29 protein-coding genes are annotated in these 25,442 nt (G+C 64.2%); 9 read left to right on the top strand and 20 right to left on the bottom strand.

Translation table 11 applies throughout. The features are described from left to right. Positions 1–18: 18 nt before the first annotated feature. Positions 19–1,038 carry an alpha/beta hydrolase gene (locus GYA95_RS12810; RefSeq protein ID WP_015270840.1) on the bottom strand — a complete coding sequence of 340 codons (1,020 nt, stop codon included), beginning with the start codon at positions 1,036–1,038 and terminating at the stop codon, positions 19–21. A 145-nt stretch (positions 1,039–1,183) separates the two neighbouring features. On the opposite strand from GYA95_RS12810, the gene GYA95_RS12805 reads away from it, so the two are divergent. After that, complete coding sequence (locus GYA95_RS12805) at positions 1,184–2,068, top strand: LysR family transcriptional regulator (RefSeq protein WP_015270839.1); 885 nt, start codon at positions 1,184–1,186, stop codon at positions 2,066–2,068. A 241-nt stretch (positions 2,069–2,309) separates the two neighbouring features. On the opposite strand, the gene GYA95_RS12800 is transcribed toward GYA95_RS12805, so the two are convergent. The 6 genes from GYA95_RS12800 to purU are packed head-to-tail and all read right to left on the bottom strand — an operon-like array spanning position 2,310 to position 9,134. Next, positions 2,310–2,915 carry an aminomethyltransferase family protein gene (locus GYA95_RS12800; RefSeq protein WP_015270838.1) on the bottom strand — a complete coding sequence of 202 codons (606 nt, stop codon included), beginning with the start codon at positions 2,913–2,915 and terminating at the stop codon, positions 2,310–2,312. Positions 2,916–2,918: 3 nt separating this feature from the next. Beyond that, entirely contained in the window at positions 2,919–5,822 is a 2,904-nt protein-coding gene (locus GYA95_RS12795; RefSeq protein WP_015270837.1) for a 2Fe-2S iron-sulfur cluster-binding protein, read from the bottom strand. Continuing rightward, positions 5,819–6,124: a sarcosine oxidase subunit delta gene (locus tag GYA95_RS12790; protein WP_015270836.1), complete on the bottom strand. Its 306-nt coding sequence runs from the start codon at positions 6,122–6,124 to the stop codon at positions 5,819–5,821. The genes GYA95_RS12795 and GYA95_RS12790 overlap by 4 nt, the downstream gene beginning before the upstream one ends. Positions 6,125–6,136: 12 nt before the next feature. Then, the gene (locus GYA95_RS12785; protein ID WP_015270835.1) at positions 6,137–7,378 is read right to left on the bottom strand and encodes an FAD-dependent oxidoreductase; all 1,242 of its coding nucleotides are present in this window, start codon (positions 7,376–7,378) and stop codon (positions 6,137–6,139) included. Further along, on the bottom strand, positions 7,360–8,271 hold the full coding sequence (gene folD / locus GYA95_RS12780; RefSeq protein ID WP_015270834.1) for a bifunctional methylenetetrahydrofolate dehydrogenase/methenyltetrahydrofolate cyclohydrolase FolD: 912 nt from the start codon (positions 8,269–8,271) through the stop codon (positions 7,360–7,362). Before folD ends, GYA95_RS12785 begins: the two co-directional genes overlap by 19 nt. Beyond that, entirely contained in the window at positions 8,268–9,134 is an 867-nt protein-coding gene (gene purU / locus GYA95_RS12775; protein ID WP_015270833.1) for a formyltetrahydrofolate deformylase, read from the bottom strand. The genes folD and purU overlap by 4 nt, the downstream gene beginning before the upstream one ends. Before the next feature lie 238 nt (positions 9,135–9,372). On the opposite strand from purU, the gene GYA95_RS12770 reads away from it, so the two are divergent. The 5 genes from GYA95_RS12770 (at position 9,373) to GYA95_RS12750 (ending at position 12,503) form a co-directional block, all read left to right on the top strand. Then, complete coding sequence (locus GYA95_RS12770; protein ID WP_015270832.1) at positions 9,373–9,774, top strand: hypothetical protein; 402 nt, start codon at positions 9,373–9,375, stop codon at positions 9,772–9,774. A 103-nt stretch (positions 9,775–9,877) separates the two neighbouring features. Further along, positions 9,878–10,099 carry an MbtH family protein gene (locus tag GYA95_RS12765; protein ID WP_003256222.1) on the top strand — a complete coding sequence of 74 codons (222 nt, stop codon included), beginning with the start codon at positions 9,878–9,880 and terminating at the stop codon, positions 10,097–10,099. Then, positions 10,096–10,815: a thioesterase II family protein gene (locus GYA95_RS12760; protein WP_015270831.1), complete on the top strand. Its 720-nt coding sequence runs from the start codon at positions 10,096–10,098 to the stop codon at positions 10,813–10,815. Before GYA95_RS12765 ends, GYA95_RS12760 begins: the two co-directional genes overlap by 4 nt. A gap of 57 nt (positions 10,816–10,872) precedes the next feature. Next, positions 10,873–11,424 (top strand): hydrolase, encoded by a 552-nt coding sequence (locus GYA95_RS12755; protein ID WP_015270830.1) that lies wholly within the window; start codon positions 10,873–10,875, stop codon positions 11,422–11,424. 26 nt (positions 11,425–11,450) lie between these two features. Then, positions 11,451–12,503 (top strand): DUF1615 domain-containing protein, encoded by a 1,053-nt coding sequence (locus GYA95_RS12750; RefSeq protein WP_015270829.1) that lies wholly within the window; start codon positions 11,451–11,453, stop codon positions 12,501–12,503. A 178-nt stretch (positions 12,504–12,681) separates the two neighbouring features. Here GYA95_RS12750 and GYA95_RS12745 read toward each other — a convergent pair whose 3' ends face one another. From GYA95_RS12745 to GYA95_RS12705, 9 genes are all read right to left on the bottom strand, one after another. After that, positions 12,682–13,545: a metal ABC transporter substrate-binding protein gene (locus GYA95_RS12745; RefSeq protein ID WP_015270828.1), complete on the bottom strand. Its 864-nt coding sequence runs from the start codon at positions 13,543–13,545 to the stop codon at positions 12,682–12,684. Next, positions 13,542–14,441, bottom strand: a complete 900-nt coding sequence (locus GYA95_RS12740) for a metal ABC transporter permease (RefSeq protein WP_015270827.1) — start codon at positions 14,439–14,441, stop codon at positions 13,542–13,544. Before GYA95_RS12740 ends, GYA95_RS12745 begins: the two co-directional genes overlap by 4 nt. After that, positions 14,441–15,187: a metal ABC transporter ATP-binding protein gene (locus GYA95_RS12735; protein WP_015270826.1), complete on the bottom strand. Its 747-nt coding sequence runs from the start codon at positions 15,185–15,187 to the stop codon at positions 14,441–14,443. Before GYA95_RS12735 ends, GYA95_RS12740 begins: the two co-directional genes overlap by 1 nt. Further along, on the bottom strand, positions 15,184–16,086 hold the full coding sequence (locus GYA95_RS12730; protein ID WP_015270825.1) for a metal ABC transporter substrate-binding protein: 903 nt from the start codon (positions 16,084–16,086) through the stop codon (positions 15,184–15,186). Before GYA95_RS12730 ends, GYA95_RS12735 begins: the two co-directional genes overlap by 4 nt. 16 nt (positions 16,087–16,102) lie before the next feature. Continuing rightward, positions 16,103–16,672 (bottom strand): DUF6162 family protein, encoded by a 570-nt coding sequence (locus tag GYA95_RS12725; RefSeq protein WP_015270824.1) that lies wholly within the window; start codon positions 16,670–16,672, stop codon positions 16,103–16,105. Continuing rightward, positions 16,669–16,989, bottom strand: coding sequence for a hypothetical protein (locus tag GYA95_RS12720; protein ID WP_013973133.1), 321 nt, complete (start codon positions 16,987–16,989; stop codon positions 16,669–16,671). Before GYA95_RS12720 ends, GYA95_RS12725 begins: the two co-directional genes overlap by 4 nt. Beyond that, positions 16,986–17,525 (bottom strand): hypothetical protein, encoded by a 540-nt coding sequence (locus GYA95_RS12715; protein WP_015270823.1) that lies wholly within the window; start codon positions 17,523–17,525, stop codon positions 16,986–16,988. Before GYA95_RS12715 ends, GYA95_RS12720 begins: the two co-directional genes overlap by 4 nt. Continuing rightward, positions 17,522–18,715 (bottom strand): PepSY-associated TM helix domain-containing protein, encoded by a 1,194-nt coding sequence (locus GYA95_RS12710; protein WP_015270822.1) that lies wholly within the window; start codon positions 18,713–18,715, stop codon positions 17,522–17,524. The genes GYA95_RS12715 and GYA95_RS12710 overlap by 4 nt, the downstream gene beginning before the upstream one ends. Positions 18,716–18,976: 261 nt before the next feature. Continuing rightward, a complete protein-coding gene (locus GYA95_RS12705) occupies positions 18,977–20,311 on the bottom strand; it encodes a lysine N(6)-hydroxylase/L-ornithine N(5)-oxygenase family protein (RefSeq protein WP_015270821.1) in 1,335 nt (444 codons plus the stop codon). 202 nt (positions 20,312–20,513) lie between these two features. Between GYA95_RS12705 and GYA95_RS12700 the strand changes: the two genes are divergently transcribed. Further along, positions 20,514–20,948, top strand: coding sequence for a kinetochore Spc7 family protein (locus GYA95_RS12700; RefSeq protein WP_015270820.1), 435 nt, complete (start codon positions 20,514–20,516; stop codon positions 20,946–20,948). 151 nt (positions 20,949–21,099) lie between these two features. On the opposite strand, the gene pbpG is transcribed toward GYA95_RS12700, so the two are convergent. Beyond that, positions 21,100–22,026: a D-alanyl-D-alanine endopeptidase gene (gene pbpG / locus GYA95_RS12695; RefSeq protein WP_023662495.1), complete on the bottom strand. Its 927-nt coding sequence runs from the start codon at positions 22,024–22,026 to the stop codon at positions 21,100–21,102. A 329-nt stretch (positions 22,027–22,355) separates the two neighbouring features. On the opposite strand from pbpG, the gene GYA95_RS27915 reads away from it, so the two are divergent. Then, positions 22,356–22,655, top strand: coding sequence for a hypothetical protein (locus tag GYA95_RS27915; RefSeq protein ID WP_015270819.1), 300 nt, complete (start codon positions 22,356–22,358; stop codon positions 22,653–22,655). Between the two features lie 97 nt (positions 22,656–22,752). Here the strand turns inward: GYA95_RS27915 and GYA95_RS12690 are convergent, their stop codons facing one another. Continuing rightward, on the bottom strand, positions 22,753–23,010 hold the full coding sequence (locus tag GYA95_RS12690) for a hypothetical protein (protein ID WP_015270818.1): 258 nt from the start codon (positions 23,008–23,010) through the stop codon (positions 22,753–22,755). Between the two features lie 211 nt (positions 23,011–23,221). Then, on the bottom strand, positions 23,222–23,896 hold the full coding sequence (locus GYA95_RS12685; RefSeq protein WP_015270817.1) for a polysaccharide lyase family 7 protein: 675 nt from the start codon (positions 23,894–23,896) through the stop codon (positions 23,222–23,224). A 237-nt stretch (positions 23,897–24,133) separates the two neighbouring features. Between GYA95_RS12685 and GYA95_RS12680 the strand changes: the two genes are divergently transcribed. After that, positions 24,134–24,457 (top strand): DUF1654 domain-containing protein, encoded by a 324-nt coding sequence (locus tag GYA95_RS12680; RefSeq protein ID WP_043935705.1) that lies wholly within the window; start codon positions 24,134–24,136, stop codon positions 24,455–24,457. A 137-nt stretch (positions 24,458–24,594) separates the two neighbouring features. Here GYA95_RS12680 and GYA95_RS12675 read toward each other — a convergent pair whose 3' ends face one another. Continuing rightward, positions 24,595–25,419 (bottom strand): S24 family peptidase, encoded by an 825-nt coding sequence (locus tag GYA95_RS12675; RefSeq protein WP_015270816.1) that lies wholly within the window; start codon positions 25,417–25,419, stop codon positions 24,595–24,597. Positions 25,420–25,442 lie beyond the last annotated feature (23 nt).

Below are 25,442 nucleotides of genomic sequence, written 5' to 3'. Positions count from 1 at the left end.
CCGCATGCGTGGATAAGGTTACTGCAGGTGCACTTTCAGCTCGCCGGCGGCCTGGCGCATGGCCGCTTGCACGGCCGGCACCTGATGCAGCGGGTTGAGCAGCCCGTAGTCATGGATCATGCCGTTGTAGCGCACCGAGGTCACAGTCACGCCAGCGGCATTCAGCTTGCGGGCATACGCCTCACCTTCATCGCGCAGCACGTCGAACTCGGCCGTCTGCACCAGTGCCGGCGGCAGGCCCTTGAGCTGTTCACTGCTGGCCCGCAGCGGCGAGGCGTAGATCTGTTCCCGGGCCTTGGCGTCGGTGGTGTAGTTGTCCCAGAACCATTTCATCATCCCGGTGGTAAGGAAGTGCCCCTCGGCAAACTGCTTGTACGACGCAGTCTCGAAGCTGGCATCGGTCACCGGCCACAGCAGCAGTTGGAAGCGCAGGGCCGGGGTACCGGCCTCTTTGGCTTTCAAGGCCACTACTGCCGCCATGTTGCCGCCGACGCTGTTGCCGGCCACGGCCAGGCGCTTGCCGTCCACGCCAATTTCCTTGCCGTGCTCGGCCACCCAGCGGGTGGCGGCGTAAGCCTGGTTGATCGCCGTCGGATAGTGCGCTTCCGGCGACGGGGTGTAGTCGACGTAGACCGCCACTGCGCCAGAGCCAACCACCAGGTCGCGGATCAGCCGCTGGTGGGTCGGGAAATCGCCGAGCACCCAGCCGCCACCGTGGAAGAACATGAACACCGGCAGGTCACCCTTCACGTTGGCCGGGCGCACCACTTGCAGTTTGATCGACTCGCCGTTGGCCTGGATGGCGCGTTCCTTCACCTCGATACCCGAGAGATCGACCTTGACCGAGGCCTGGGCACCGGTCAGCACCGCGCGGGCGTCTTTCGGGCTGAGCTGCTCCAGTGGCTTGCCGCCGCCTTGTTCCAGGGCTTCGAGGAAGGCCTGGGTGTGCTGTTCGATACCCGGGCTGCCAGCGGCGAAGGCGCTGGAAACGGACAGGGCCAGAAGGGAAGCGGTAAGGGTTTTGTGGACAATGTTCATGAGCGAATCCTTTTCTGTTGAATGTTGGTAGTGGGCGTCTTGCCTGGCCTTCAGGGCCATCGCTGCGACTTGTGCGTAGATTAGGGAGATGCGTTGATGGGAAAAAGCCGCTATAAAGCGTTTGACTGTCACCAAGAGCGAGACAATGAACCCTTACGAAGACATGCGGATCTTTGCCCAGGTCATGGAAGCTGGCAGTTTCACTGCGGCTGCCGACCGCCTGGGAATGTCCAAACAATCGGTCAGCCGGCGCCTGATGCAGCTTGAGGAGCGCCTGGGCGTGCGCCTGCTCAACCGCTCCACGCGGCGCCTGGATGCCACGCCGCTGGGCCAGCACTACTACCAGTCGGCGCTGCGCCTGCTCGGCGAAGTGCAACAGGTGGAGCACGACATCAGCGGCCAGGCCCAGGCCTTGCGTGGCACCTTGCGTCTGAGTGCGCCGCTGTCGTTCGCCATGGCGCACCTGGGGTGCCTGCTGACCGAGTTCCTGCAGTTGCACCCGCAGGTGGATGTGGAGGTGGATTTGAGCGACCGCGCAGTGGACCTGATCGGCGAGGGCTATGACCTGGCGCTACGGATTGGTGCGCTGGAGGATTCCAGCCTGATTGCGCGGCGCATTGCCAGTGTCGAGCGGGTGTATTGCGCTAGCCCGGCGTACCTGGAAGCGCGGGGCGTGCCGGCCAGGCCGGAGCAGTTGGCTGGGCATGATTGCCTGCCATATGGGCATTCGCGGCAGGTGCAGTGGCAGTTCGGCCAAGGAGGCAAGACCCAGGCGATCCAGGTGGCCGGGCGGATGCGGGCGAACAATGGCGAGCTGCTCAGGGATGCCGCGATAGCCGGGATGGGCGTAACTTATCTGCCAACCTTCATCGTGGGCCAGGCACTGGCGGATGGGCGGCTGGTGACGGTGCTGGATGAGTGGCGGCCTCCGGCGCTGCAGCTGTCGGCGGTGTACCCGCAGCACCGACAGGTGGCGCGGCCGGTGCAGGGTTTTGTGAACTTCCTGCGTGAGCGGTTGGTGCAGCTCTGACCTTCGGGAGATTGCCCAGCCCTTTGGGCTGCGCTGTCGCGCAGAGAACCAATATCGCTCGTCTGACGCGTCCTTTGTAGGAGCAGCCTTGTGCTGCGAAGAGGCCGGTACAGCCAATAGACAGGCTTTGTCAGCCCCGGCCTCTTCGCAGCACAAGGCTGCTCCTACAGGACCTCGCCGAACCAATGAGTCATGTGTTGTTCTATGAGAGCGGGTTTACCCGCGAAGAGGCCGGTGCAGGTCAACGCATCAGTTCATCTACCCCGACCCACCCACCATCGAACTCATCCATGGCATCCAGCACCGCTTCACGGAAATACGCCAGCGACGCCCGATCAAACAGCAACTGCAGCGCCGGCCTCTCATCGCTCCCCACATTCAGCACGATCACGTTGATCCGCGCCGCCGAGGTCTGCGCCACCGCCCCAACGGGAAACGCCCGGGCGCGCAAGTCCACCCCGCACAACTTGGCCATCACCGCGCTGCAATGCACTCCCGAGAGCTGCAGCCAGGCATGGCTATCCTGGCGCGGCAGCAGGTAGTTGCGCCGAGCATCCTGCACCCACCCAGCCTCTTCGGCAGCCACCCGTGCACCGCCGTCGGCCAGGCTGCCCAGCAGCAGGTACTCGGTCTGCGACAAGCGTGCTACCCAGCCACTGTCTTCCTGGCGCACGGCCTGGTTGGGTAGCGACGGCAAGCGGTAGCCACGCGCCTGCAGGCAAGCGGCACTGTCGCCCCCTCGAAACCCGACCCGTGCCAGATCGGTCAGGTCAGTCAACGCGCAGGTATGCAGCAGTTCGGCCCGCGGGCCGGGTGAAATAAAAGCTTTGGCTTGCAAACTGGTCATGGCTCAGAGCTCCTGGCGCAGGTTGTCGGGATCGTGAAACGGCAGTGGCACCACCTTGGCATTGACCATCACACCGCCCTCCACGCGGATCGGGATGTGCATGCCAGGCGTGGCCTGATGGGCACCGGCGTAAGCCAGGCCGATGATCTGCCCCAGGGTTTGCGAGTATTCGCAGGATGTGACGTTGCCGCTGATGTCCGCCCCGTCCAGCACCAGATGCCCCTCCAGCGGCTGCGGGCTGCCCTTGGGCAGGGTGAAGCCGACCAGTTTGCGCTTGAGCGGCTGCGCTTCGAGGATCTCGATCGAGCGTTTGCCGACGAAGAATGGCTTCTTGCGGCCGATGGCCCACTGCATGTCGATCTCCGCCGGGTGGGTCATGCCGTCGGTGTCCTGGCTGATGATCACGTGGCCCTTTTCCAGGCGCAGCAGGCGTTGGGTCTCGACGCCGAACGGGCGAATGCCCAACCCCGCGCCGGCCTGCATCAAGGTATCCCACAGGCGCTCGGCGTGGCGCGCCGGCACGTGCACTTCGTAGCCCAGTTCACCCACAAAGCCCACCCGCAGGATGCGCGCGGCAATGCCGGCCACTGTGCCCTGGCGTACGCCGAGATAAGGGAAGGCCTCGGCCGACAGGTCCACATCGTCACACACCTTGGCCAGCACCTGGCGTGACAGCGGCCCGGCCAGGTTGACCGCGGCCAGGGCGGCGGTGACGTTGGTGACGTCCACATCCAGGCGCCATTGCGCATTCCACTTCAGCATCTGCTGGTAGATGCGGTCGACACCGCTGGTGGTGGCGGTGACGTAGAAGTGCTGCTCGCCCAGCCGGGCGCACACGCCGTCATCGATCACCACGCCATGCTCGTTGGTCATCAGCGCGTAGCGGGTGCGGCCGATGGCCAGCTTGGCGAAGCCGAAGGTGTAAAGGCGCTCCAGCAGTTCGGCGGCGTCGGGGCCGCGCACATCCAGGCCACCGAGGGTGGAAACGTCGATCAGGCCGACCTTCTCGCGCACATGGCGGGCTTCCTCCTGCATGCAGCGTTCGCGGTCCTCGGGCTTGCCATAATAGGCAGGGCGCTGCCAGATGCCGGCCGGCATCATCTTCGCCCCGGCTTCCAGGTGGCGGCGGTGCATTGGCGTTTGCCGGTACGGGTCGAAGGCGCGGCCGGCGACGTGGGCCAGTTTTTCCGCCTGGAACGGTGGACGGGCGGTGGTCACCCCGGTTTCGCTGATGCTGCGCCCGGTGGCGTGGGCCACCAGGCGGGCGGTTGGCAGCGCCGAGTGGCGGCCCTGGGACGGGCCCATGCCGACCGTGGAGAAGCGCTTGACCAGTTGCACATCGCGGTAGCCGCTGCGCGTGGCGTTGACGATGTCGCGCACTTGCAGGTCTTCGTCGAAGTCGACGAAATCCTTGCCCTTGGGGTGGGGGAAGATCGGCCAGGGGAAGTTGACCTTGGCTTCGGCACTGAACACGGGCTGCACCGGCGCTTCCAGGCCCAGCGCTGCCAGCGCATCGGCAGCCCCGCGAGTGGCGTCGGCCAGCACATTGCCCAGTGCGTGACGGCCGTTCACCGAGCCGGCGATGTCCAGCCCGGCCGGCAGGTTGCTGATGGCGAACTCGTCGCGGTTGACGTCGTAGGCCAGCTTGCCGCCAGCCTGGCACGGCAACTGGTACACCGGCATGTAGCCTGCCGACATGCACAGCAGGTCGCAGGCCAGGCGCAGGCCATGCGGGCCGACCTTGCCCTGGCCGGTGATCGGGCGAATATCCACGCCACTCACGTGGCGCATGCCCGCTTCGTGCAGGGCTTCGTACACGGTGCTGCCCAGGTGCACGGGTATATCGCGGCGCTTCAGTTCTGCGGCCAGTGCGGCATCGGCTGGCGCAGCGCGCATGTCGACCACCGCGGCCACGGCCACGCCTTGGTCCTGCAGGTCGAGGGCGGCCAGGTAGCCGTCATCGTGGCCGGTGAGGATTACCGCGCGCTGGCCGGGTTTTACCGCGTACAGCTTCATCAGCCGCTGCACGGCGCTGGTCAGCATGACCCCCGGCAGGTCGTTGTTGCGGAACACAACTGGCTGGTCGAACGAACCGGCCGCCACCAGGCAGCGGCTGGCGCGCACCTTGTACAGGCGCTTGTGCTGGATCACCGGCAGGTAGTTGTCGGTGAACCAGCCGTTGCAGGTGGCGTCCAGCAGCACCTGGATGTTCGGGTGGCCCTCGACGGCAGCCAGCAGTTCCTGGCGCAGGCTGGTAGCGCGGGTGCCTGCAATGTCGAAGCGGGCGTAGGTGAGCGAGCCGCCAAGTACCGGCTGTTGCTCGATCAGCAACACCTTGGCCCCGGCATTGGCCGCGTCCAGTGCCGCACGCAGGCCAGCCGGGCCAGCGCCGATGACGGCCAGATCGACGAACAGATAGGCCTTGTCGTAGTACTGCGGCCTGAAGCCTAGGTCGAGCACGCCCAGGCCGGCCTTCTTGCGGATCAGCGGCTCCCACACCTTCCACATGCCCTTGGGCTTGTAAAAGGAGCGGTAATAGAAGCCCACCGGCATGAAGCGCGAAAACTTGCCCAGGTAGGCGTCGCGATCATGCGTCAGGCTACCGTTGAAGTTCTGCCCTTCGACTACCTGGCCATCGCGGGCGGCTTCCAGGTCGGCCAGCACATTGGGCTCGTCCGGCAGCTGCACCAGGGTGTTGGCATCCTGCCCGGCCATGCTCAGCGGGCCGCGCGGGCGGTGGTACTTGAACGAGCGCGACAGCAGCCAGCGGCCACTGCCGAGCAGGGCGCTGGCGATGCTGTCACCGGCAAAGCCCTGGCAGGCCTGGCCGTCGAACTGGAAGTGCAGGGGCTGCTCGCGGTCGATCAGCAGGCCCATGGGCGCGGGGAGGCGAGTGTGGCTGTTCATCCGACAATCTCCGGGGTGGCGGCGGGGGTGAAGTCGACGCGGCGGTCGAACAGTTCTTTCGGGTCGAAGGTGCGCAGCACCTGGTCGCTCACCGTGTGGCGTTCGGCCAGGAACCAGTAGCTGGAGGCGTTGTGCAGCCACCATTCGATCACCACGCCGGCAAGGTTGTCGCTGTTGAACACATAGTCGGCCCATTCCGCATCGCTGCAGCTGGCCGGGTCGGGCATATGCCTGAATTCGCCGCCGTAGGTGAACTCGCTGATATTGCGCGGGCCGTTCAAGGGGCAGGTCAGGATCTTCATCGTCGTCGCTCCTTAGTGGCTGGCCGCGGTGGCGCCCATTTCGTTGACTTGCTGGAAGCGGCTGAAGCGCTCCAGGGCAAAGGGTGCGATCAGTTCCGGCACCTTGCCGCCACTGGCGACCAGCTCGGCCATGGTCTTGCCGCAGATCGGCGTGGCCTTGAAACCCCAGGTGCCCCAGCCGGCGTCCAGGTAATAGTTGTGCACCGGCGACAGGCCCATGATCGGGCTGTAGTCCGGGGTCATGTCGGTGATCCCGGCCCACTGGCGCATCAGCTTGGCGTTGGCCATGAACGGGAACATCTCGATGGCGTGTGCCAGCAGGCTCTCCTTGAGGTCGAGGGTGGAGCGGGTGTTGTACAGCGGGTATGGGTCGGAGCCGCCGCCAAAGACGATCTCGCCGCGGCTGGTCTGCTGCACGTAGCAGTGCAGCGCCGAGGAGCTCACCAGTGGGTCGAGAAACGGCTTGAACGGCTGGGTGACCATGGCCTGCAGCGGGTAGGTGTGGATCGGCGCACGAATGCCGGCCTTGGCCATCAGCAGCGAACTGACCCCGGCCACGGCCTGCACCACGCAACCGCACTGCACGGTGCCACGGTTGGTCTTCACCGCCTCGATGCGCCCGTTGCGGATCAGCAAGTCCTGCACTTCGGTCAGCTGGTGGATCTCGACGCCGCGCTTGGCCGCCTGCCTGGCGTAGCCCCAGGCCACTGCGTCGTGGCGCGCGGTGGCGCCGTCGATGTGCCACAGGCCGGCCAGCACCGGCAGGTGGCCTGGGTTCAGGTTCAGGCTTGGCACCAGTTCGTGGATCTGCTGGCGGTCGATCATCTCCGTGCGGCCACCGAAATGCTTGTTGACCTCGGCGCGCTGGCGGAAGGCGCGCACGGTGGCGTCGGTGTGCGCGAGGGTGAGCTGACCGCGCTCGGAATACATGATGTTGAAGTCGAACTCGTTCGACAGGTTCTGGAACATGCGCACCGATTCTGCGTAAAAGCGCACACCCTCACTGGTGAGGTAGTTGGAGCGGATCACCGCTGTGTTGCGCGCAGTATTGCCGCCGCCCAGGTAGGCCTTTTCCAGCACGGCGACATTGGTGATGCCGTGGTACTTGGCCAGGTAGTAGGCGATGGCCACGCCGTGGCCGCCGCCGCCGATGATCACCACGTCATAGCGTGGCTTGAGTTCGCACGGTGGTGGCAGGTCGACCTCCACCGGGTAATCGGCGCTCAGGCCGTATTTCAGCAGGGCGAAAGGCATGCGGTGCGCTCCTGGTGGGCGGCCTGTTGTTGCAGGTCGAGGGCGAGCAGGGTGTTTTTCATCAGGTAGGCGATGGTCATCGGGCCGACGCCGCCGGGCACCGGGGTGATGCCGGCCACCTGGGGCAGGGCGGCGGCGAAGTCGACATCGCCGACCAGGCGGCTGTGGCCGCCTTCGTCGATGCGGTTGATACCGACATCGATCACCACCGCGCCGGGCTTTAGCCAGTCGGCACCGATCAGCCGCGGCTTGCCCACTGCGGCCACCAGGATGTCGGCCTGGCGGCACAAGGCCGGCAGGTCGCGGCTGCGCGAGTGCACCACGGTCACCGTGCAGTCGGCCTGCAGCAGCAGGGCGGCCATGGGCTTGCCGACGATGTTCGAGCGGCCGACCACCACCGCATGCTTGCCACGCAGTTCGCCACAGGCATCGCGCAGCAGGCGCATGCAGCCGCTGGGCGTGCACGGGGTGAGCACATCGCGGCCCTGGGCCAGGCCGCCGACGTTCTCGCTGTGGAAGCCGTCCACATCCTTCAGTGGGCTGATCGCCTGGAGAATGCGGTGTTCGTCGATATGGGCCGGCAACGGCAATTGCACGAGAATGCCGTTGACCTCGGTGTCGCGGTTGAGGCGGTCGATCAGGGTCAGCAGCTCGGCCTGGCTGGTGTCTGCGGGCAGGCGATGCTCCAGCGAGCGGATGCCCACCTCTTCGGCACGCAGCACCTTGTTGCGCACGTACACCTGGCTGGCAGCGTCGGCACCGACCAGCACCACCGCCAGGCCCGGTTGCACGCCGCCCTGGCGCAGCTCCTGCACCTGCTCGCGTACCTCGGCCAGCACCCGCGTCGCGGTAGCCTTGCCGTCGATCAGCTTGATACTGGGAATGGCGTTCATTTGAAGATCACCGTGCGGTCGTGGTTCAGGAACACCCGATGCTCCAGGTGGTATTTCACGGCGCGGGACAGGGCGATGGTCTCGGTGTCGCGGCCGATGGCCACCAGGTCATCCGGTGTGTAGGCATGGTCCACGCGCTGCACTTCCTGCTCGATGATCGGGCCTTCGTCCAGGTCGCTGGTGACGTAGTGGGCGGTGGCACCGATCAGCTTCACCCCGCGCTGGTAGGCCTGGTGATAAGGCTTGGCGCCTTTGAAACCGGGCAGGAACGAATGGTGGATGTTGATCGCCCGGCCTGACAGCTGGCGGCACAGGTCGTCGGAGAGGATCTGCATGTAGCGCGCCAGCACCACCAGTTCGGTGCCGGTGTCCTCGACGATGCGCAGCAGCGCGGCTTCCTGTTCGGATTTGGTGTCCTTGCTGACCGGCAGGTAGACGAAACGGATGCCCTGGCGCTCGGCCATCGGGCGCAGGTCCAGGTGGTTGGAGACCACGGCGGTGATCTGCATGTCCAGCTCGCCCTTGGCATGGCGGTACAGCAGGTCGGACAGGCAGTGGTCGAACTTGCTCACCATCAGCAGCACGCGCATCGGCCGGGCACTGCTGTGCAGGCTCCACTGCATGTCGAAGCGCTGGGCGACATCGGCGAAGCCGGCTTCCAGCTGCGGTGTGTCACCCGTGACACCGGTGTTGTAGCGGAACACCGCGCGCATGAAAAAGCGCCCGTTGTCCTCGTCGTCGAACTGCGCCATCTCGCTGATGTAGCAACCGTGCTCGGCCAGGTAGGTGGTCACCGCGGCGACGATGCCGGACACGGCCGGGCAACTGACGCGCAGGATGAAGTGATCGGGAGCGGGATGCATGTCGGATAGGCCTCGTGATGGAGTGGGGCAGGTCGGGCACAAGGGCAAAGAGACTTCGCGTGGAGGCGAAGAAATATTTCTTGGTAGGAATATAAATTCCTTTAGGCGATTTATAGGCGAAGAGGCGGGTGACGGTCTAGAGTTTTGTGAATTTTTTTTGCCTGACAGGAAAGTTTTAGCCGGAACCTGTAGGAGCGGGTTCACCCGCGAATAGGCCGGTACAGGCTATGATTGCTCCATGAGCACTACACCGCCTCTGCGCCAACCTTGCCCCCCTGGCGCCTGCGACTGCGGCCGCGAACACCTGGTCGATCACCCGCAGGCCGCTCAGCGCATCCTCCTGCTGACCCGCCAGGAAGAGAAACGCCTGCTCGACCGCCTGGAAAACCTCAAGGACCTGGAAGACCTGCAACGCCTGCAGCAGCGGATGTATGAAAACCTCGGCATTCGCGTGCACATTGCCCCCGGTTTCAACGAAGTGCGAACCATGCGCGGCATCGTCATCGAACTGGACGACCAGCCCGGCCTATGCCGCAAGACCCGGCAGTCGATCCCGGCGGCGATCCGCCGTGGGCTGGAGCGCAACCCGCAGGTGGCCTTCCGCTTGCTCGATACCCACGACCTGTTGCGGGATACCTGAAGACCGCGTCAGCCCCACTAATTTTTTCGCCGCACGCCACGTCTACTTGAAAGCCCCCCTGCGCCAGGCGCGCAGCGGCACCCATCACTCAAGGAGACAGGCAATGACTTCCGTTTTCGACCGCGACGATATCCAGTTCCAGGTAGTGGTCAACCACGAAGAGCAATACTCGATCTGGCCCGACTACAAAGCCATCCCCAACGGCTGGCGTGCCGTAGGCAAGAGCGGCCTGAAAAAGGACTGCCTGGCCTACATCGATGAAGTCTGGACCGACATGCGCCCGCTGAGCCTGCGCCAGAAAATGGCCGAAGCCGCCGCCCAGTGACTGCATTGAACCTGCTGTGCCTGCCGTATTCCGGGGCCAGCGCCATGGTCTACAGCCGCTGGCGGCGCAAGCTGCCGACGTGGCTGCAGGTGCGCCCGGTGGAACTGCCCGGGCGTGGTGCGCGCATTGCCGAGCCACTGCACACCGACATGCAGGCCCTGGCCCGGCAACTGGCTGCCGAACAGCGCCTGGCGGCCAGCACCCCCTACGCGCTGCTCGGCCATAGCCTTGGCGCCTTGCTGGCCTTCGAGCTGGCCCATGAGCTGCAAGCGCTGGGCTGCCCGGCGCCACTGGCCCTGTTTGCCTGCGGTACCGCAGCGCCGACCCGCCGCGAGGACTACGATGGCAAGAACTGGCGCGAGCCCAAGAGCGACGCCGAGTTGATCGGCGAGTTGCGCGAGCTTCAGGGCACGCCCGAGGAAGTGCTGGCCAACGCCGAGCTGATGAGCCTGACCTTGCCCACCCTGCGCGCCGACTTCCTGCTGTGTGGTACCTACGCCTACCGCCAGCGGCCGGCTTTGCAGTGCCCACTGTACGTGTTGGGCGGCATGCAGGACCGCGCCAGTGACGAGCAATTGCAGGCCTGGCGCAAGGAAACCCTCGGGGCGTTCTCGCTGCAGATGTTCCCAGGCGGCCACTTCTTCATCCATGAGCATGAAGACCGGGTGCTCGCTGCACTCACCGCGTCGCTGCAGCCGCTTCGGCTGTCCGCCTGATTGACGTCACCGCTTGCCTGGGGGAGGCTAGGCCTTTTCCCAGGCAAGAGGCAGACAATGCTGATCGATCCCCACAAGGCCACGCTGCTGGTCGTCGACATCCAGGAAAAACTCATCGGCGCCATGAGCGACCCTGAAGGCACCCGCGCGCGGGCCCGATGGCTGCTGGCAGCGACGAACGAGCTGGAACTGCCGACGGTGATTTCCGAGCAGTACCCCAAGGGCCTGGGCCATACCTTGGCCGAACTGCTGGCCGCAGCGCCGGCCGCCGAGGTGGTGGAGAAAAGCCATTTTTCCTGCGTGGCCGCCGAGTGCCTGCCAGCAAGTCTGATGGCGCGCGAGCAAGTGATTGTCTGTGGCATGGAAACCCACGTCTGTGTGTTGCAGACCGTGCTTGGCCTGCTGGCACTGGGCAAGCAGGTGTTCGTGGTCGAGGATGCCTGTGATAGCCGTACGCCGGCGAGCAAGGCCGCAGGGCTGGCGCGCATGCGGGCCGCGGGGGCGCAGGTGGTGACCCGCGAAATGGTTCTGTTCGAGCTCATGGGCAGTGCCAGCCACCCGCTGTTCCGGCACATCAGCAAGACCTACCTGGTCGGTGAACAGCCCTGAACGGCCGGTTACTGGCTGCCGGGTTGATGGCCCTGGCGCTGCTGCAAGGCTGCGCCGGGCGTCGTGAGGAAGCGCCCGAGACGGACCCGGCCAAGGTCCGCGCCCAACTGCTGCGGCTGTTACCCGCCCAGGCCAAGGACCGCGATGGCTGGGCCCGGGACATTCAGGTGGCGTTCGAGGCCCAGCGAATTGCCCCCAGCAAGAGCAACCTGTGCGCGGTGCTGGCGGTGACCGAGCAGGAATCGACCTTCAATGCCGACCCGCAAGTGCCCAACCTGGGGCGTATCGCCCGAGAGGAAATCGACCGCCGCGCTGCGCGCCTGCACATCCCCAAGCTGCTGGTCGACGGTGCACTGAAGGCGCCGTCGGGTAATGGCAAGAGCTACCAGCAACGTTTGCAGGCGGTGCGCAGCGAGAAGCAGCTGAGCGAACTGTACGACGAAGTCATCGCTCGCGTACCGCTGGGCAAGACCTTGCTGGGCGGGCTGAACCCGGTGCATACCGGAGGGCCGATGCAGGTCAGCATCGACTTTGCCGAAAAGCATGCGCGGGATTACCCCTACAGCCACGACGGCAGCATTCGCCAGGAAGTGTTCACCCGGCGCGGCGGCATGTATTTCGGTATCGCCCACTTGCTGGGCTATTCGGCCAACTACGATCGCCAGCTGTACCGCTTTGCCGATTTCAACGCGGGCTGGTACGCAAGCCGCAATGCGGCATTTCAGGCGGCACTGAGCAAGGTGACGGGGGTAACGCTGGCGCTGGATGGCGACCTGGTGGCGCCGGGCTCGATCATGCCCGGGACCACTGAAAAGGCGGCACGCAAACTGGGAGGAAAGCTGGGCCTGCGCAACCCGCAGATTCGCAGCCAGCTGGAGCAGGGCGATAGTCTGGCCTTCGAGGACAGCAAGCTGTACAGCGGGGTGTTCGCCCTTGCTGATGCTGCGGCCGGCAAGCCGGTGCCACGGGCGGTGCTGCCGGGGATCCAGCTGAAAAGCCCGAAGATCACCCGCAAGCTGACCACGGCGTGGTTTGCCGGGCGGGTGGATGAGCGTTATCAGCGGTGCATGAAGCGTTAATGGTGGCCTGGCTGGCGAGCGCGGTCCTGTAGGAGCGGCCTTGTGTCGCGATGGGCTGCGCAGCAGCCCCAAGATTGTGCAGCACCGCTGAACCCTTGGGGCTGCTGCGCAGCCCATCGCGACACAAGGCCGCTCCTACACAGGGACCGTGCAGGCCTGTGGGACTGCGAGGAGAACATCAGCTTTCGCCCAATGCCCCAACCACACGGTCGACGCTGGCTTTCAGCCCCGCAAACGCATCCTCAGGGTCACTTTCCACCACCACCAGCTTCGCCCCGGACGCCTTGATCACCTCGGCCACAGCCGCTTCCGGCTGCCGATGGTCCAGCACCAGCGCCACATCCTGCGCTTTCAGGTTGTCCCCTAGCGCCTTCAGCGCAGTCGCATCCCACTCGGCTGGCAGCGGCTGCTCGACCACGTCCAGGTTCAACCCGCTGGCCAGATAACCCAGCCGTTCCGACAGGCTCACCACCGTCAGGTTGTCGACCTTGGCCAAGCGTGTCTGGCTGCTGGCCGAAAGCTCCAGCAACTGGCGTTTGAGCCCGGCCAGGTTGCCCTGGATCTGCGCCTTGTCGCCCGGCGCCAACCGCTCCAGGTCATTGGCTACCACGTCGGCCATGCGCCCGAAGTTGGTCGGGTTGAGCCAGGGGTAGGCGCCATAGGCCTCGTCGCCGCTCACCGCTATGCCCGGCAGCGCGCCATCCACTGGCCGTGCGGCGTCGATTTCGACGATCCGGATATTGCTACGCCGGGCCATCGGGTACAGCGGGTCGTCACGCCAGATCGAGCGCACGCCGATCACCGCGTCGGCCTGCTGCGCGGCCTTGTGCAGGCTGGCGCCACCGCGACCGCTGAAATAGGAAGGCTGGCGGCTGGCAGGCAGGTTGGCGGGTGCTGCACGCTTGAGCTGCACCTTGGTGCCCTCGAGCAAGGCGCTGGCCAGGCTGTGGGTGACGGGCAGGGTGGTCAGCACTTGGGTGGCGAAAGACAGCGACGGCAGGCCGGCCAGTGCCAGGGCCAAGGTCAGGCGTTTCAGGTTCATGCCGGGTTTCCTTGCAGGCGGGGGACGAGGGCGCGGGCCAGCGCCGCCAGGGCGAAGCAGATGCCGGCGACCAGGATGATCGCGGCGCCGGACGGCACCGGCAGGTCGAAAACGATCGGCAGCAGGATGCCCAGCAGCGTGCTCAGCGTGGCGATCAGCACCGACAGGAAGAAAAAGCCCTTCAGCGACTGGCTGACCAGGCGTGCGGCGGCAGCGGGGATCACCAGCAACGCCCCGACCAGGATCGCCCCGATCACCTTCACCGAGGCCACGGTGACCAGGGTCACCAGCACCACGAACAGGTAGTCCAGGGTTTTCACCGCCACCCCGCGCACGGCTGCCAGCTGTGGGTTGAAACTGGCCAGCATGATGCGGTTGTACAGCGGCACTGCCAATGCCAGCACCAGCACCGCGACGATGCCCAGCACCACCAGGTCCTGGCTGCTGACGGTCAGCACCGAGCCGAACAGCACGTTCTCGAGGATGTGCACGTTGATCTTGCCTGCCAGCATCAGCAGCAGGCTGGCACCCAGCGCCAGCGACACCGACAGGAACACGCCGATCAGCGTGTCCGGCGACAGCCCGGTGCGGTTGCGCAGGAAGTTGAGCAAGATGCCGAACAGCAGGCAGTAGCCGAACAGGCTGCCGAAGGGGCCGGTGTAGGGCTCGCCCAGCAGGATGCCGATGGCCACGCCGGTCAGCGCGGCATGGCCGACCGCCTCGGAGAAGAAGGCAAAGCGCTTGACCACCACCAGGGTGCCCAGGCCGCCCAGCACCGGGCCGATCATCAAACCGGCCAGCAAAGCGTTGACCACGAAGCCGTAGGCCAGCGCCTCGGGCAGGTAGCCGGCAGTGGCCCAGTCCTGGACCGTTTGCCGAAAGATTTCAAAACTCATCAGGCAAGGCTCTCGCTACGCGGGTGAACGGAGAACAGGCCGAGCAGGCGCTCTGGGGTAAGGGCCTGGGCGGGCGGGGCGTCGAACAGTACCTGGCGGCTCAGGCCGGTAACCCGGTCGGCCAGGCGCAGCACGGCTTCCAGGTCGTGTTCGATCCACAGCACGGTGGTGCCGGCCTGGCGCCAGCCCTGCAGCAGTTGTTCGAACACCTGGATGCCGGCTTCATCCAGGGCCGACATCGGCTCGTCCAGCACCAGCAGTTGCGGCTCGGGAATCAGGCCCTGGGCCAGTAGCACGCGTTGGCGTTCGCCACCGGAAAGCGCGCCCATGCGCCGTTTGCGCTTGTCGAGCATGCCGACCCGCGCCAAGGCTGCGTCGATGGCCGGCTGCACACGGCGCGACAGGCCGAGGAAGGCGGGGCGGCGCTGGCACATGGCAGCCATGAAATCGTCCACGGTCATCGGCAGGCCACGGTCGAACTCCAGCGCCTGCGGCACATAGCCGATCACTTCGCGTTCGCCGGGCCAGTGCAGGGTCAGCTGGCCCTGGTGCGGCATCTGCCCGAGCAGGGTCTTGATCAGCGAACTCTTGCCGCCGCCGTTGGGGCCGACGATGGCATGCACGCTGCCGGCGGCGACGTTGAAGCTGACCTGTTCGAGGATGCGGGTGCGGCCCAGGGTGAGGTCGATGCCGGCAAACTCGATGCGCGGCCCGCAGGCTGTCACCAGGTTGGCGGCGGCGGTCATGCGCGGTTCTCCTGGATGGCGCGGACCACGGTGTCGAGGTTGCGCTTCATCTCCACTTCGTACTTGTCCTTGGTGTATTCGCCGTAGGAAATGTGCGTCAGCGGGTACAGGCGCACGCCGGATTCACGCTGGATGGTTTCGACATAGGCCGACGGGAAGTCCATTTCCGAGAAGATCACCCGCACGTCCAGCGCCTTGAGCTGGTCGATGGTCTTCTTCAGCTGGGCCGGGCTGGGTTCGATGCCATGGGCTGGCTCGACCACCGCAGTCACCTCCAGGCCGAAGTCACGTACCAGGTAGTCGTAGGCGGCATGGATAGTGGCGACCCGGAAGGTGGCGCTGGGCGCCTCGGTGACCTTGGCCAGTGCTTCGGCGCGCAGTGCGCGCAGGCGCTTGGCATAGGCGCGGGCGTTTTGCGTGTACAGCTTGGCGTTGTCCGGGTCGAGCTTGCCCAGTTCGCGGGCGATGTTGTTGACCTGGGCGATGGTGGTGCTGATCGACAGGAAGGTGTGCGGGTTGACCACCTTGCCGGCGCCGCGGGCGGCAATGCCGGTGGCCGCCAGCAAGGGTACGTTCTGGTTGGCCTCGATGGTGTTTATGTCGGGCTTCTCGCTGGCGGCGATCATGCGGTCGGCGAAATCGTCATGGCCGACGCCGTTCAGTACCACCACGTCCAGGGTACCGATGCGCTTGATGTCCTCGGCCCGTGGCTCGTAGGCATGGGGGTTGAACCCTGCCGGAATCAGCGGCACCACTTCGGCCTTGTCGCCGACGATGTTGCTCACATAGCTGTAGTAGGGGTGCAGGGTAATGCCGATACGCAGGGGCTTGCCGTTATCGGCCAGGGCCTGTGCCGGCAGGGCAATGGCCAGGAGCAGGGCGAGGGCGGAGCGGAGCATGGGGAAGTCCTTGGGTTCAATGACGGTGTTCGCGGGTGACCCCGGCGTCGTAATGGCTGACCACCTGCTGCCAGCCGGCGGCGATCAGGGCGGCCTGGCCAAGGTCGTCCGGGGTCACGGCGGCGCTGTCGCGGCGCAGCCAGACATCGGCCTGGCCGGTGCTGTCGGCCGGCAGGATCAGCAGCAGGCTGCCGGCCACTTCCGGGGCCTGGCTGCGGCCAAGGTAGGCCCCGGTCTCCAGCCACGACCATTGGTGGCTGCCGCGGCTCTGGCTGCCGGCATCGACCACGAACGGTGGCAGGCCTTCCTCGGCAAGTGCCTGTACGCTGGGCGCAGCGGTGTTCTCTTCACGCAGCAGCTGGATTTCGTCGAAGGCCACCCGCAAGTCGGTGTACAGGCCTTGCTCGGCGGCGGTCAGGTCGCGACGGGCGTCTATCTGGTGGCTGGCGATGGCCTGTTCATCCTCGCGTTCGCCGCGCAGCAGCACCACACCGATGGCGAGTACCACGATCAGCAGGCTGACCAGCAGCACGTACAGGGTTTCGTGCCCGGCGCCGGCCGGGCGAATCACTTGGGCGCGGCTCATGGCTGGGCTATATCGGCGTAGTCGACTTCCACCACGTGCCCGGGGCCGGCATCGAACAGCACGTAGAACTCGCCGTCCGGGCGCTTGAAGGTCAGGGTCGAGTCATCACCGAGCTTGCCGCCGACCAGCACCTGTTCGTCGTAGCCGATCACATCCAGGGTAACTCCGGGGGCGCCGCTGCCGTCCGAGAAGCCGCCGGTGCACTTGACCTGGCCGCCGGCCAGCTCTTCACACTCGCACATCGGGTTGTGCGCCAGGGCCGGGCAGGCGGCCAGCACCAGCAAGGGCAGGGCGAGGGTGCGTATCAGGTGTTTCATTTCTTGCCTCCTTGTTTCTCGAGCCAGGCCACGGTGGCTGGCGATGCCTTGGCCAGAGGGACCGACGCCTGGTGCATGCTGCCGTCCCAGCCTTCCAGGGTGATCCAGATCTGCGCGTCGGGCTTGGTGCGTGGCGGGATTGGCAACGAGGTGCCCATGTTGTACGGCGCACCGAAGAAAATCGTGCCGGCGGCGCGCAGGCTGCGTGGTTTGCCGATGCGCAGGTAGGCCGCCTTGACGCCGTTGACGCAGGCCTTGCACAGCGATGCATTGAAGACCTTGAAGTGGCCGGCCGGGCCATCGGCGCGGGGAGCCTCGTCACGCATCTCGGCCAGGTCCAGGGTATAGGGGCCGACCTGGATGTCGTGGATCACATTGGCGCCAAGCCCCGCTTCGCCGCGAAACAGCTTGGCCTCGGCGAAGTACTTGGGCATGAAGCCCAGCGGGATGAGGATCAGCAGGATGTTCAGGTGAAAACGCCACTTCAGCCACAGTTGCTTCAGCGGGCTGGCTGGCACGGCTTGGGCCTGGCTCATGGGCGGATCTCCACGGTGGGTTCATGGCGCGCCATGCGCGGTGCGCGCTCGCTGCGCTTGAGGGCGGCGGCGGTGGCCTGGGCGGTGCGTTTGGTCCAGATCAGCAAACCGCTGAACACCATCAGGGTGAGGACCAGGCCGAAGAAGAACCACACCAGCTTGATCGGCAGGCCGCCGAAATCGCCGGTGTGCAGCGGGCGCATCGACTCGGTGACGAACTCCAGGGCGGAGCGGTCGCTGATCAGGAACTGACTGTCGACATTACGCGTGTACGGGTTCACCGAGGCGCTCTGGAACATCAGCGGGTACCAGCCTGGTCCGGCCAGGGTGATGTGGCTGTAGGCGGTAGCCGGCAGCGAGATGAAGCTGATCTCCAGCCCCGGGACCGCCAGGCCGGCGATGCGTGCCGCTTCATCCAGGTCGATGCGCGCTGCCGGGCTGCCATTCGGGGTTTGCGGCACGTCCTCACGGGCGATCACCGGCACGATGGGCCGGCTGGAAATGGTGATGTGGTTGTCGGCCAGGATTGCCTGGATCAGGAACCAGGTGCCGGTGATGGAAATGACCGCAATGAACCAGATCGACCAGACCCCGGCCAGGCGGTGCAGGTCGCCCCAGAAAATTCGCGAACCATGGCCGGTGCGCACTGGCTTGAAGAAGCCCCTCCAGAACTTCTTGTACACCACCAGGCCGGTTACCAGCGAAGCCAGCATGGGCAGCCCGAGCAACGACACCAGGTACCAGCCCCAGCTGAAACCGCTGGTGAACGGCACCAGCCACCAGCCGTGCAAGGCGCGGGTGAAGGCTTCGAAGTTGAAGTCCGGGGTCTTGCCCTGGATGGCCCCGGTGTAGGGGTTTACATACAGCGTCGGGCTGGTGCCGTCAGGCAGGGTGACATTGGCCTTGACCGCGAAGTGCGAACCGTCGGGCTGGATCAGCCGCTCCACCACCATGTCCGGCTCGGCCTTGTGCAGGGCGTCCAGTACCTGCTGGAAGCTCAGGCGCTCGGCGTCGGCGTCGGGCTTGTTGGCGCGCACGGCGGGGTCGGCCAGCCAGACGATTTCCTGGCTGACCACCGCGAGCATGCCGGTGAAGCAGACGATCAGGACAAAGAACCAGATCGGCAAGGCGAGCCAGCTGTGGACCAGGAACCACAGCCTGGATTTGGATTTTTTCGGTGATTTGGCCATCTGACGGTTTTCTGCAATGGGGAGTCGAGCGTGTGCCCAGCCAAAGAGGGGCTGTATTGATAAGGACGAATGAGAATCGAAAACCTGCCGTTTTAAATGCAAGCAAATGTTTCGGGCAAAGAAACCTGAAAGCTGGCGCGACCCTGTAGGAGCAGCCTTGTGCTGCGAAGAGGCCGGTACTGACAACAGAGATGCACTGTCAGTACCGGCCTCTTCGCAGCACAAGGCTGCTCCTACAGATGCTGTTAAATGCCTAGAGGATCAGGCGCGGGTCAGAGCCACTGCCGGTTGCGGCTTGCCGTGCAGCTGCGCCAGGTCCTGGTACAGCGCGCGGCCAATTTCCGCAGCGCGCGCCGGCAGCACCGAGAGCAGGGTGTCACTCAGGCCGTGGCTGTTTTCGCAGAAGCCCTGCAGGTACACCGAGGCCTGCAGGTCGGGGCTGGTCAGCACGCGGTAGTTGCGGTCGACGTTGAAATCGTCCAGGTAGCCGGCCAGGGGCGCCAGCAGGTCACGGTGCGAGCGGCGCTCGTAACCGGTGGCGAGTATCACCGCATCGTAGCGGTGGGTCTGCTGCTGGCCGGTGGCGAGGTCGCGCAGTGTCAGCTCCAGGCCTTCGCGGGTGGCCACCACGGCTTCGACCTGGCGCCGGCACAGCACATTGTGGCGGTACTGGTGGGCGACCTTCTGCCGGTAGAGGATGCCGTAGATGCGTTCGATCAGGTTGAGGTCGACCACCGAATAGTTGGTGTTGTGGTATTCGCCCAGCAGCTTGCTGCGCTGGTCGGCCGGTTCGTTGTAGACCAGGTCGGTGTAGTCCGGCGAGAAGATCTCGTTGACGAACGGGCTGTCATCGGCGGGCTTGAGCGCCGAACCGCGCAGGATCATGTCGACCTTGACCGACGGATAGCTGTCGTTGAGGTCGATGAACGCCTCGGCGGCGCTCTGGCCCGAGCCGATCACGGCAATGCGCATCGGCTTGCCGGCGGTGCATGGCAGCTTGTTCAGGCTGCTCAGGTACTGGGAGTGGTGGAATACCCGCGGGTCGTCCTTGAAGGCACCGAACTTTTCCGGGATTTTTGGCGTACCGCCGCTGCCGACCACTACCGAACGGGTGCGGCGGCTATATTCGCGGCCTTGGGCGTCGCGCGAGACCAGGCGCAGGTGCTCGACTCGGCCCGCCTGCACGTCCGGCTCGATGCGCAGCACTTCCTCGCCATATACCGCCTGGGTGGCGAAGTGCTCGGCGGCCCAGCGCAGGTAGTCGTTGTACTCGAGGCGGCAGGGGTAGAAGGTGCCGAGGTTGATGAAGTCGGCCAGGCGCTGCTTCTGGTGCAGGTAGTTGACGAAGCTGTAGGGGCTGGTGGGGTTGCGCAGCGACACCAGGTCCTTGAGGAACGAGATCTGCAGCTCGCTCTGGGTGGCCAGGGTTTCGCCATGCCAGCGATAGTCCTGCTGCTTGTCGATGAACAGCGCGTCGAGGGCATGGCCGTGGGACTCGGCGAGTTCTTCCAGGGCGATGGCCAGGGCCAGGTTGGAAGGGCCGAAGCCCACGCCGATCAGGTCCTTGATGGTTTCCGGTTTTGCAGACTGGCTCATGGCTGCGGTTCCATAATGGTCGAATGTTGACGCTCGCCGGGAGAGACCGGCGCCTGCGTTTGTACATTGGGTGGAACGAGCCAAACGATGGGGAGTTTACTGGCGGCCGATCGGCCACTTGCAGCAGGGGGCTAAAGGCCTGCGCCTGTCGGCCGATAGGCAGAACAACCCAAGGACCCATTTGCAACGCAGGGAGAAAGACATGACAGGTATTGCAGCAGTCAGCATCAGCACCACGAGCCAGGCGCTGAGCACAACCCAGGCCGCCGACAGCCAGGATGCGCAAAAGACTGAAGAGAATGGGGCCGGCACTCAGGCCGACACGTCGAAGGTGAACGGTGGTGGCCAGACTCAAGGTGCCCAGAGCAGCAGTGAAAGTTCGGAGCCTGCGCACATCAGGCAATTGCGCGAGATGATCAAGAAGCTGCAGAAGCAGTTGGCCGAGGAGCAGAAGCAACTGGCCCAGTTGATGGCGCAGAAGATGGACGAAACCACCAAGCTGGCAGCTGTGTCCGCCAAGCAAGCGAGCATCGCCACCATCAATGGTGAAATCCTGCAGGCCACCGCGCAGTTGCTCGAAGCATTACAGAAAACGGGTGGCAGCAGCGCGGGCGGGATGGTCAGCACCACGGCCTGACGAACTTGGGGCTGCTGTGCAGCCCATCGCCGGCAAGCCGGCTCCCACATGGACTGCGCATGGCAGTTGCTCTCGCAGGCCTGGTGCTGTCACTGTGGGCGCTGGCTTGCCGGCGATAGGGCCGGTGCAGGCCCCATCATTCCGGCTTCGGTCATTCGGCCGCCAGGCGCCCCTTGTTCTGCCGCTCTGCCTTGTACTGCATGGCCACCGCCGGCGCCGGCTTGGCAGCACCGGTTTCCAGCCACTGACGCATGCGGCTGGCATCGGCGAAGTGGGTGTACTTGCCAAAGGCGTCGAGGATCACCATGGCCACCGGGCGGTTGTCCATGCGGGTCAGCAGCACCAGGCAGTGCCCGGCTTCATTGGTGAAGCCGGTCTTGGTCAGCTTGATGTCCCAGTTGCTCTTGTTCACCAGGTGGTCGGTGTTGCGGAAGCCCAGGGTGTAGTTGGGCTTGCGGAAGGCCACGGTCTTCTCGCGGGTGGTCGACAGCTCGCTCAGCATCGGGTACTTGCGCGACGCCATCAGCAGCTTGGCCAGGTCACGGGCCGTGGACACGTTCTGCGTCGACAGGCCCGTTGGCTCGACGTAGCGGGTGTGCGCCATGCCCAGGCTGCGGGCCTTGGCGTTCATCGCCTTGATGAACGCCGGGTAGCCGCCAGGGTAATGGTTGGCCAGGGTGTTGGCCGCACGGTTTTCCGATGACATCAGGGTAATCAGCAAGGTTTCGCGGCGGTCGAGCTGGCTGCCTAGGCGCACACGCGAATACACGCCTTTCATTTCCGGGTTGTTGGCAATGGTCATGGTGAGCATTTCATCCATGGGCTGCTTGGCATCCAGCACTACCATCGCCGTCATCAGTTTGGTCACCGAGGCAATCGGCACCACGCGGTCGGCGTGGCTCGAATACAGCTCCTGGTTGGTGTTCAGGTCTATCAGCAGGGCGCTGCCCGAGGCGAGGTGCAGCTTGGATGGGTCACGTTGAACCTGGGCCGGGGGTTGTGCAGCAGCGGTCGACGGAAGGGTCGCAGTACCTGTGAGCAACAGCAGCAGGCTGAGGATGGACAGGGATGTTTTCACGTTGAGGCTCACTAAAAGTTGGTATGTCGTTGGCTGTGCAAGGGTTTTCCCCCAAAAAACCGCTGCATTCTGGAGTATGGCTGATTTGCTGTCGAATGCCTTATGACTAAAGGGCGCAACGTGAACGAAATTTAATCCTGTACCAATTACGTTTGTCTCCAGTTTCGCCAGTTCGCCATGTCGCAGCAGTGAATTGAGGGGGGAATTCTGGGAGCAAACAGCCAATTGTCGGGTTGGCTTTCAAACCTGTTGGACAGCCTTGATCACCGCTTCGTCTTGGCTATTTTTTGGATTAATGACCATCCACCAAACGGTTGCAGGAGGGCTGTATGCGCGTGCGCGGCGATGTGTACTGGGCCTGGGCTGACCCTACGCTCCACCACCGATCTCACGAGGAAACCCTTGTTGACGGCACTTTTATCGATGTGCGGGTGAGGCTTTCGCGCACCGGCAGCACGCAGGTGTTCATCGGTATCTATGCGCGGTCCGGCATGGCACTCCACGAAGAGGCCTTCGACTCCCGGCCAAATGAGTCTATGGCCCGAGCGCTTGCTTGGGGAGTTGGCCGCGCGCGTCGAGTCGCCGATGAGGTCGCTCCCGCTGCAGACCCTGTCACCGCCTCGAGATAGGGGGCAAAACCTATAAGGAAATGCCCGGCTATATGCTGGGCACTACCAGGAAATGCTGAGAGCTAACCTGGGTTCACAAGAAAATCAAATCAACCCGTCAAGTGTAATAGTGAGGGTAGAGTTGCTTGTCTTGTTCCAGTTTTTCAGCATCAGTCACCCGTTTGCGAACCTCTGCATAAAATTGCTGGCTGTGATTCTGAAACCTTTTATAGTCTTGCGCACTAGCTTTCAGGGCAGCCTTGAGTTCGGATCCGCTTAGGCCTTCAGTATTTTTTTGGGAAATTACATACTTTTGCCAGCTGCTTTCTACTTGCGAGAGACCTTGCGCAAGAGCTTGAGTCTCGATTGTCGCCATGGGTGCATCCTCTTCAAGGCCAAATCTGGCCAGGTGGTATGGATCGCGAGAGCGACGATGTAGATGCATGGTGCCGGGGCCATCGAAAAAGCGCCCGAAGGTGGAGCTTAGCTTGTATGTAGCGCTTGGGGGCGGCTCAACGCCAATCGGCATCCCGATGCAACCTGCGCTGGGATGCAGGGCATCGGGATGTCTTGCCAGTTGCCTGGGCTCAGGCATGGATCAACGATAGGTCGCTGATGATGCAGATCGAGCCGTCATCGGCGGGCGTGGTATCGGTGTAGTCCACCTGGTTGTAGACCCCGCCGTGGAACTCTAATAGCTGTGTAGCCCAGGTGCTGTCGAACTGCAGATCGCCGGACGATCCGGTCATCCCGTTGCACTTGGCTGTAACGGTAACCACGCCTGCCGACGTGGCATGGATGCTCACCTCGAACTTTGCCCCCAGCGGTACCCCCTTGAGCACCGTCGAGTTGATCGGGTCAGTCTGGTTGTAGGTCCGCCGAAAACCCAGGGTGATGTCGCCCTTTTTCCAGAACACCTTCACGGGCGGGCTGTCGTCCCCGTAGACGTGCATCTGCGCGATGACCACCTTCTGCGCCCAGTTGACCTTGGTCAGTGTCATTTCCTGGCGATTCCAGTGATCCAAGGCGCCGCCCAGGGTCCAGTATTCCGGCTCCGACCACTCGCAGCGGGTCCTGCGGGTGCTTTTGCTCGAAGCGCCTTTGGTGGGGGCAGACAACTGGACCGAACCATCGCTGAGCACTTTCACGTAGTTCGGGTACAGGGCAATCGCTTCGCTGCCGGTGAGTTCGACCGCTACGGTGCTGATCGACGATTCGGCCACCGGAACGGCGATGGTGAGGTTGCTGATATCTACGCTCATGGGGGGAACTCCTGAATGGAAATGTCGGTTGGTGCCGCAGCAGCACGGTGGCGGCTGCTGGAGTGAAAATTAGCCTTGCGCTAAATCATCGTCAATAGCTTATGGCTAAAATTATTTCGCCGAGCGACAAATTACCTGTTGGCGAAAATTTTCCGCAGCGGGGCTTTACGCTTGATTTGGCGGTGAGATAAGCTTCCCTTGAATACTGTACGAATATACAGCTATCAGGATAAGAATATGTCTAAGCACTTGAAGTCGACGCCCCATCAGCGCCAGGAAATGACCGGAATGGAGCGGCTGAGCTTGCGCGTGTCAGCAATGATCAACCACCCGCTCGCGCAGACGCAGCGCTGGGTGACGGTGCATCGCCTGGATACCGACGGTGATGCCGAGTGGGAGGAGGTGATGGGCCTGCTGGCCGAGACGCCCGAGTTGGAACTGACCTTCAACGACGACGAGAGCGTGACGGTACGTTGGGAGCGCGGCAGCGTGGAGGAGCGCGACGACTTTATCGTCGAGCAGGACAGCGAGCAGCAGGCCGAGGAGGCGGCACCTTTCTGAACATCGGAAAATGCCCACTTTGCAGGAGCAGCCTTGTGCTGCGAAGAGGCCGGAACAGGCAACAGATATGCATTGTCAGTACTGGCCTCTTCGCAGCACCAGGCTGCTCCTACAGTGCCCTGCCAGATCAATGAGGCTTACACAAGGTGCGCATTCCACACCAGTAGTACCCTGGCCTGGATGTAGGTCTCTTCCCGGCGAATCATGCGGTCCTTGTGTCGCGAGTTGTCGGAAATCATCTCGAAATGCTCTTCGTCGGCAATTTGCAGCCGCTTGATGTAGATGTGGTCGCCCCAGGAGAAGAAGTAGATTCCATCGCCGACGAACTCGCGGATGCTGACGTCCACGATCAGCGGGTCGCGGTGCTTGATGGTCGGCTCCATCGACTGGCCCCAACCGGTCACCATCTTCAGGTGGTGGTGCTCGCTGAACTCCACGCCCAGCTCGCGCAGGTGGCTTGGGCTGACGCGAACATCCTTGAACATCTCGGGGTAGTCGTGGGGGATCTGCCCGCCACCCATGGCTGCGCGGACGTCGTAGTGGGCAATCCACACTTCGTCGCCCACCAGGCCTGGCCGAGCAGGTTCAGCGGCCACCAGTGTCGAATCTGCCGGCTCCTCGGCGGCGGCCAGCAGCCTTTGCCGGGTTTCTTCGGGGATGCCTCTGCCGCTTCTGGCAAGCATCTGCTTGACCAGGTCAGCTGCGGAAAGCTTGCTGTCACCCGCCTCGGCCGGCGCCTGCGTCTGGTCGCCCACTGCCATCGCGTCGAACCACCCCCGCGGCAAGCCTTCGATGCCCTCGATTCGGCGGGCCACGTCATCGCCCAGGTTCTTCGCTGTCTTGTCCGAAAGGATCTGGCTCAGGTGTGCAGGCGCCATCCCCCAGCGCTCCGCGCAGGATCCCTTTCTCTGGTTGCCGATCAGCTTGACCAGGTTGTGCTTGCGAATTTCGTAGATGTCCATGGGGCGAAGCATGCCAGTGTTTA

Source organism: Pseudomonas asiatica (assembly GCF_009932335.1).
Lineage (GTDB): Bacteria > Pseudomonadota > Gammaproteobacteria > Pseudomonadales > Pseudomonadaceae > Aquipseudomonas > Aquipseudomonas asiatica.
Note: the sequence above shows the minus strand (reverse complement) of the source record. Positions and strands in the feature narration are given on the sequence as shown.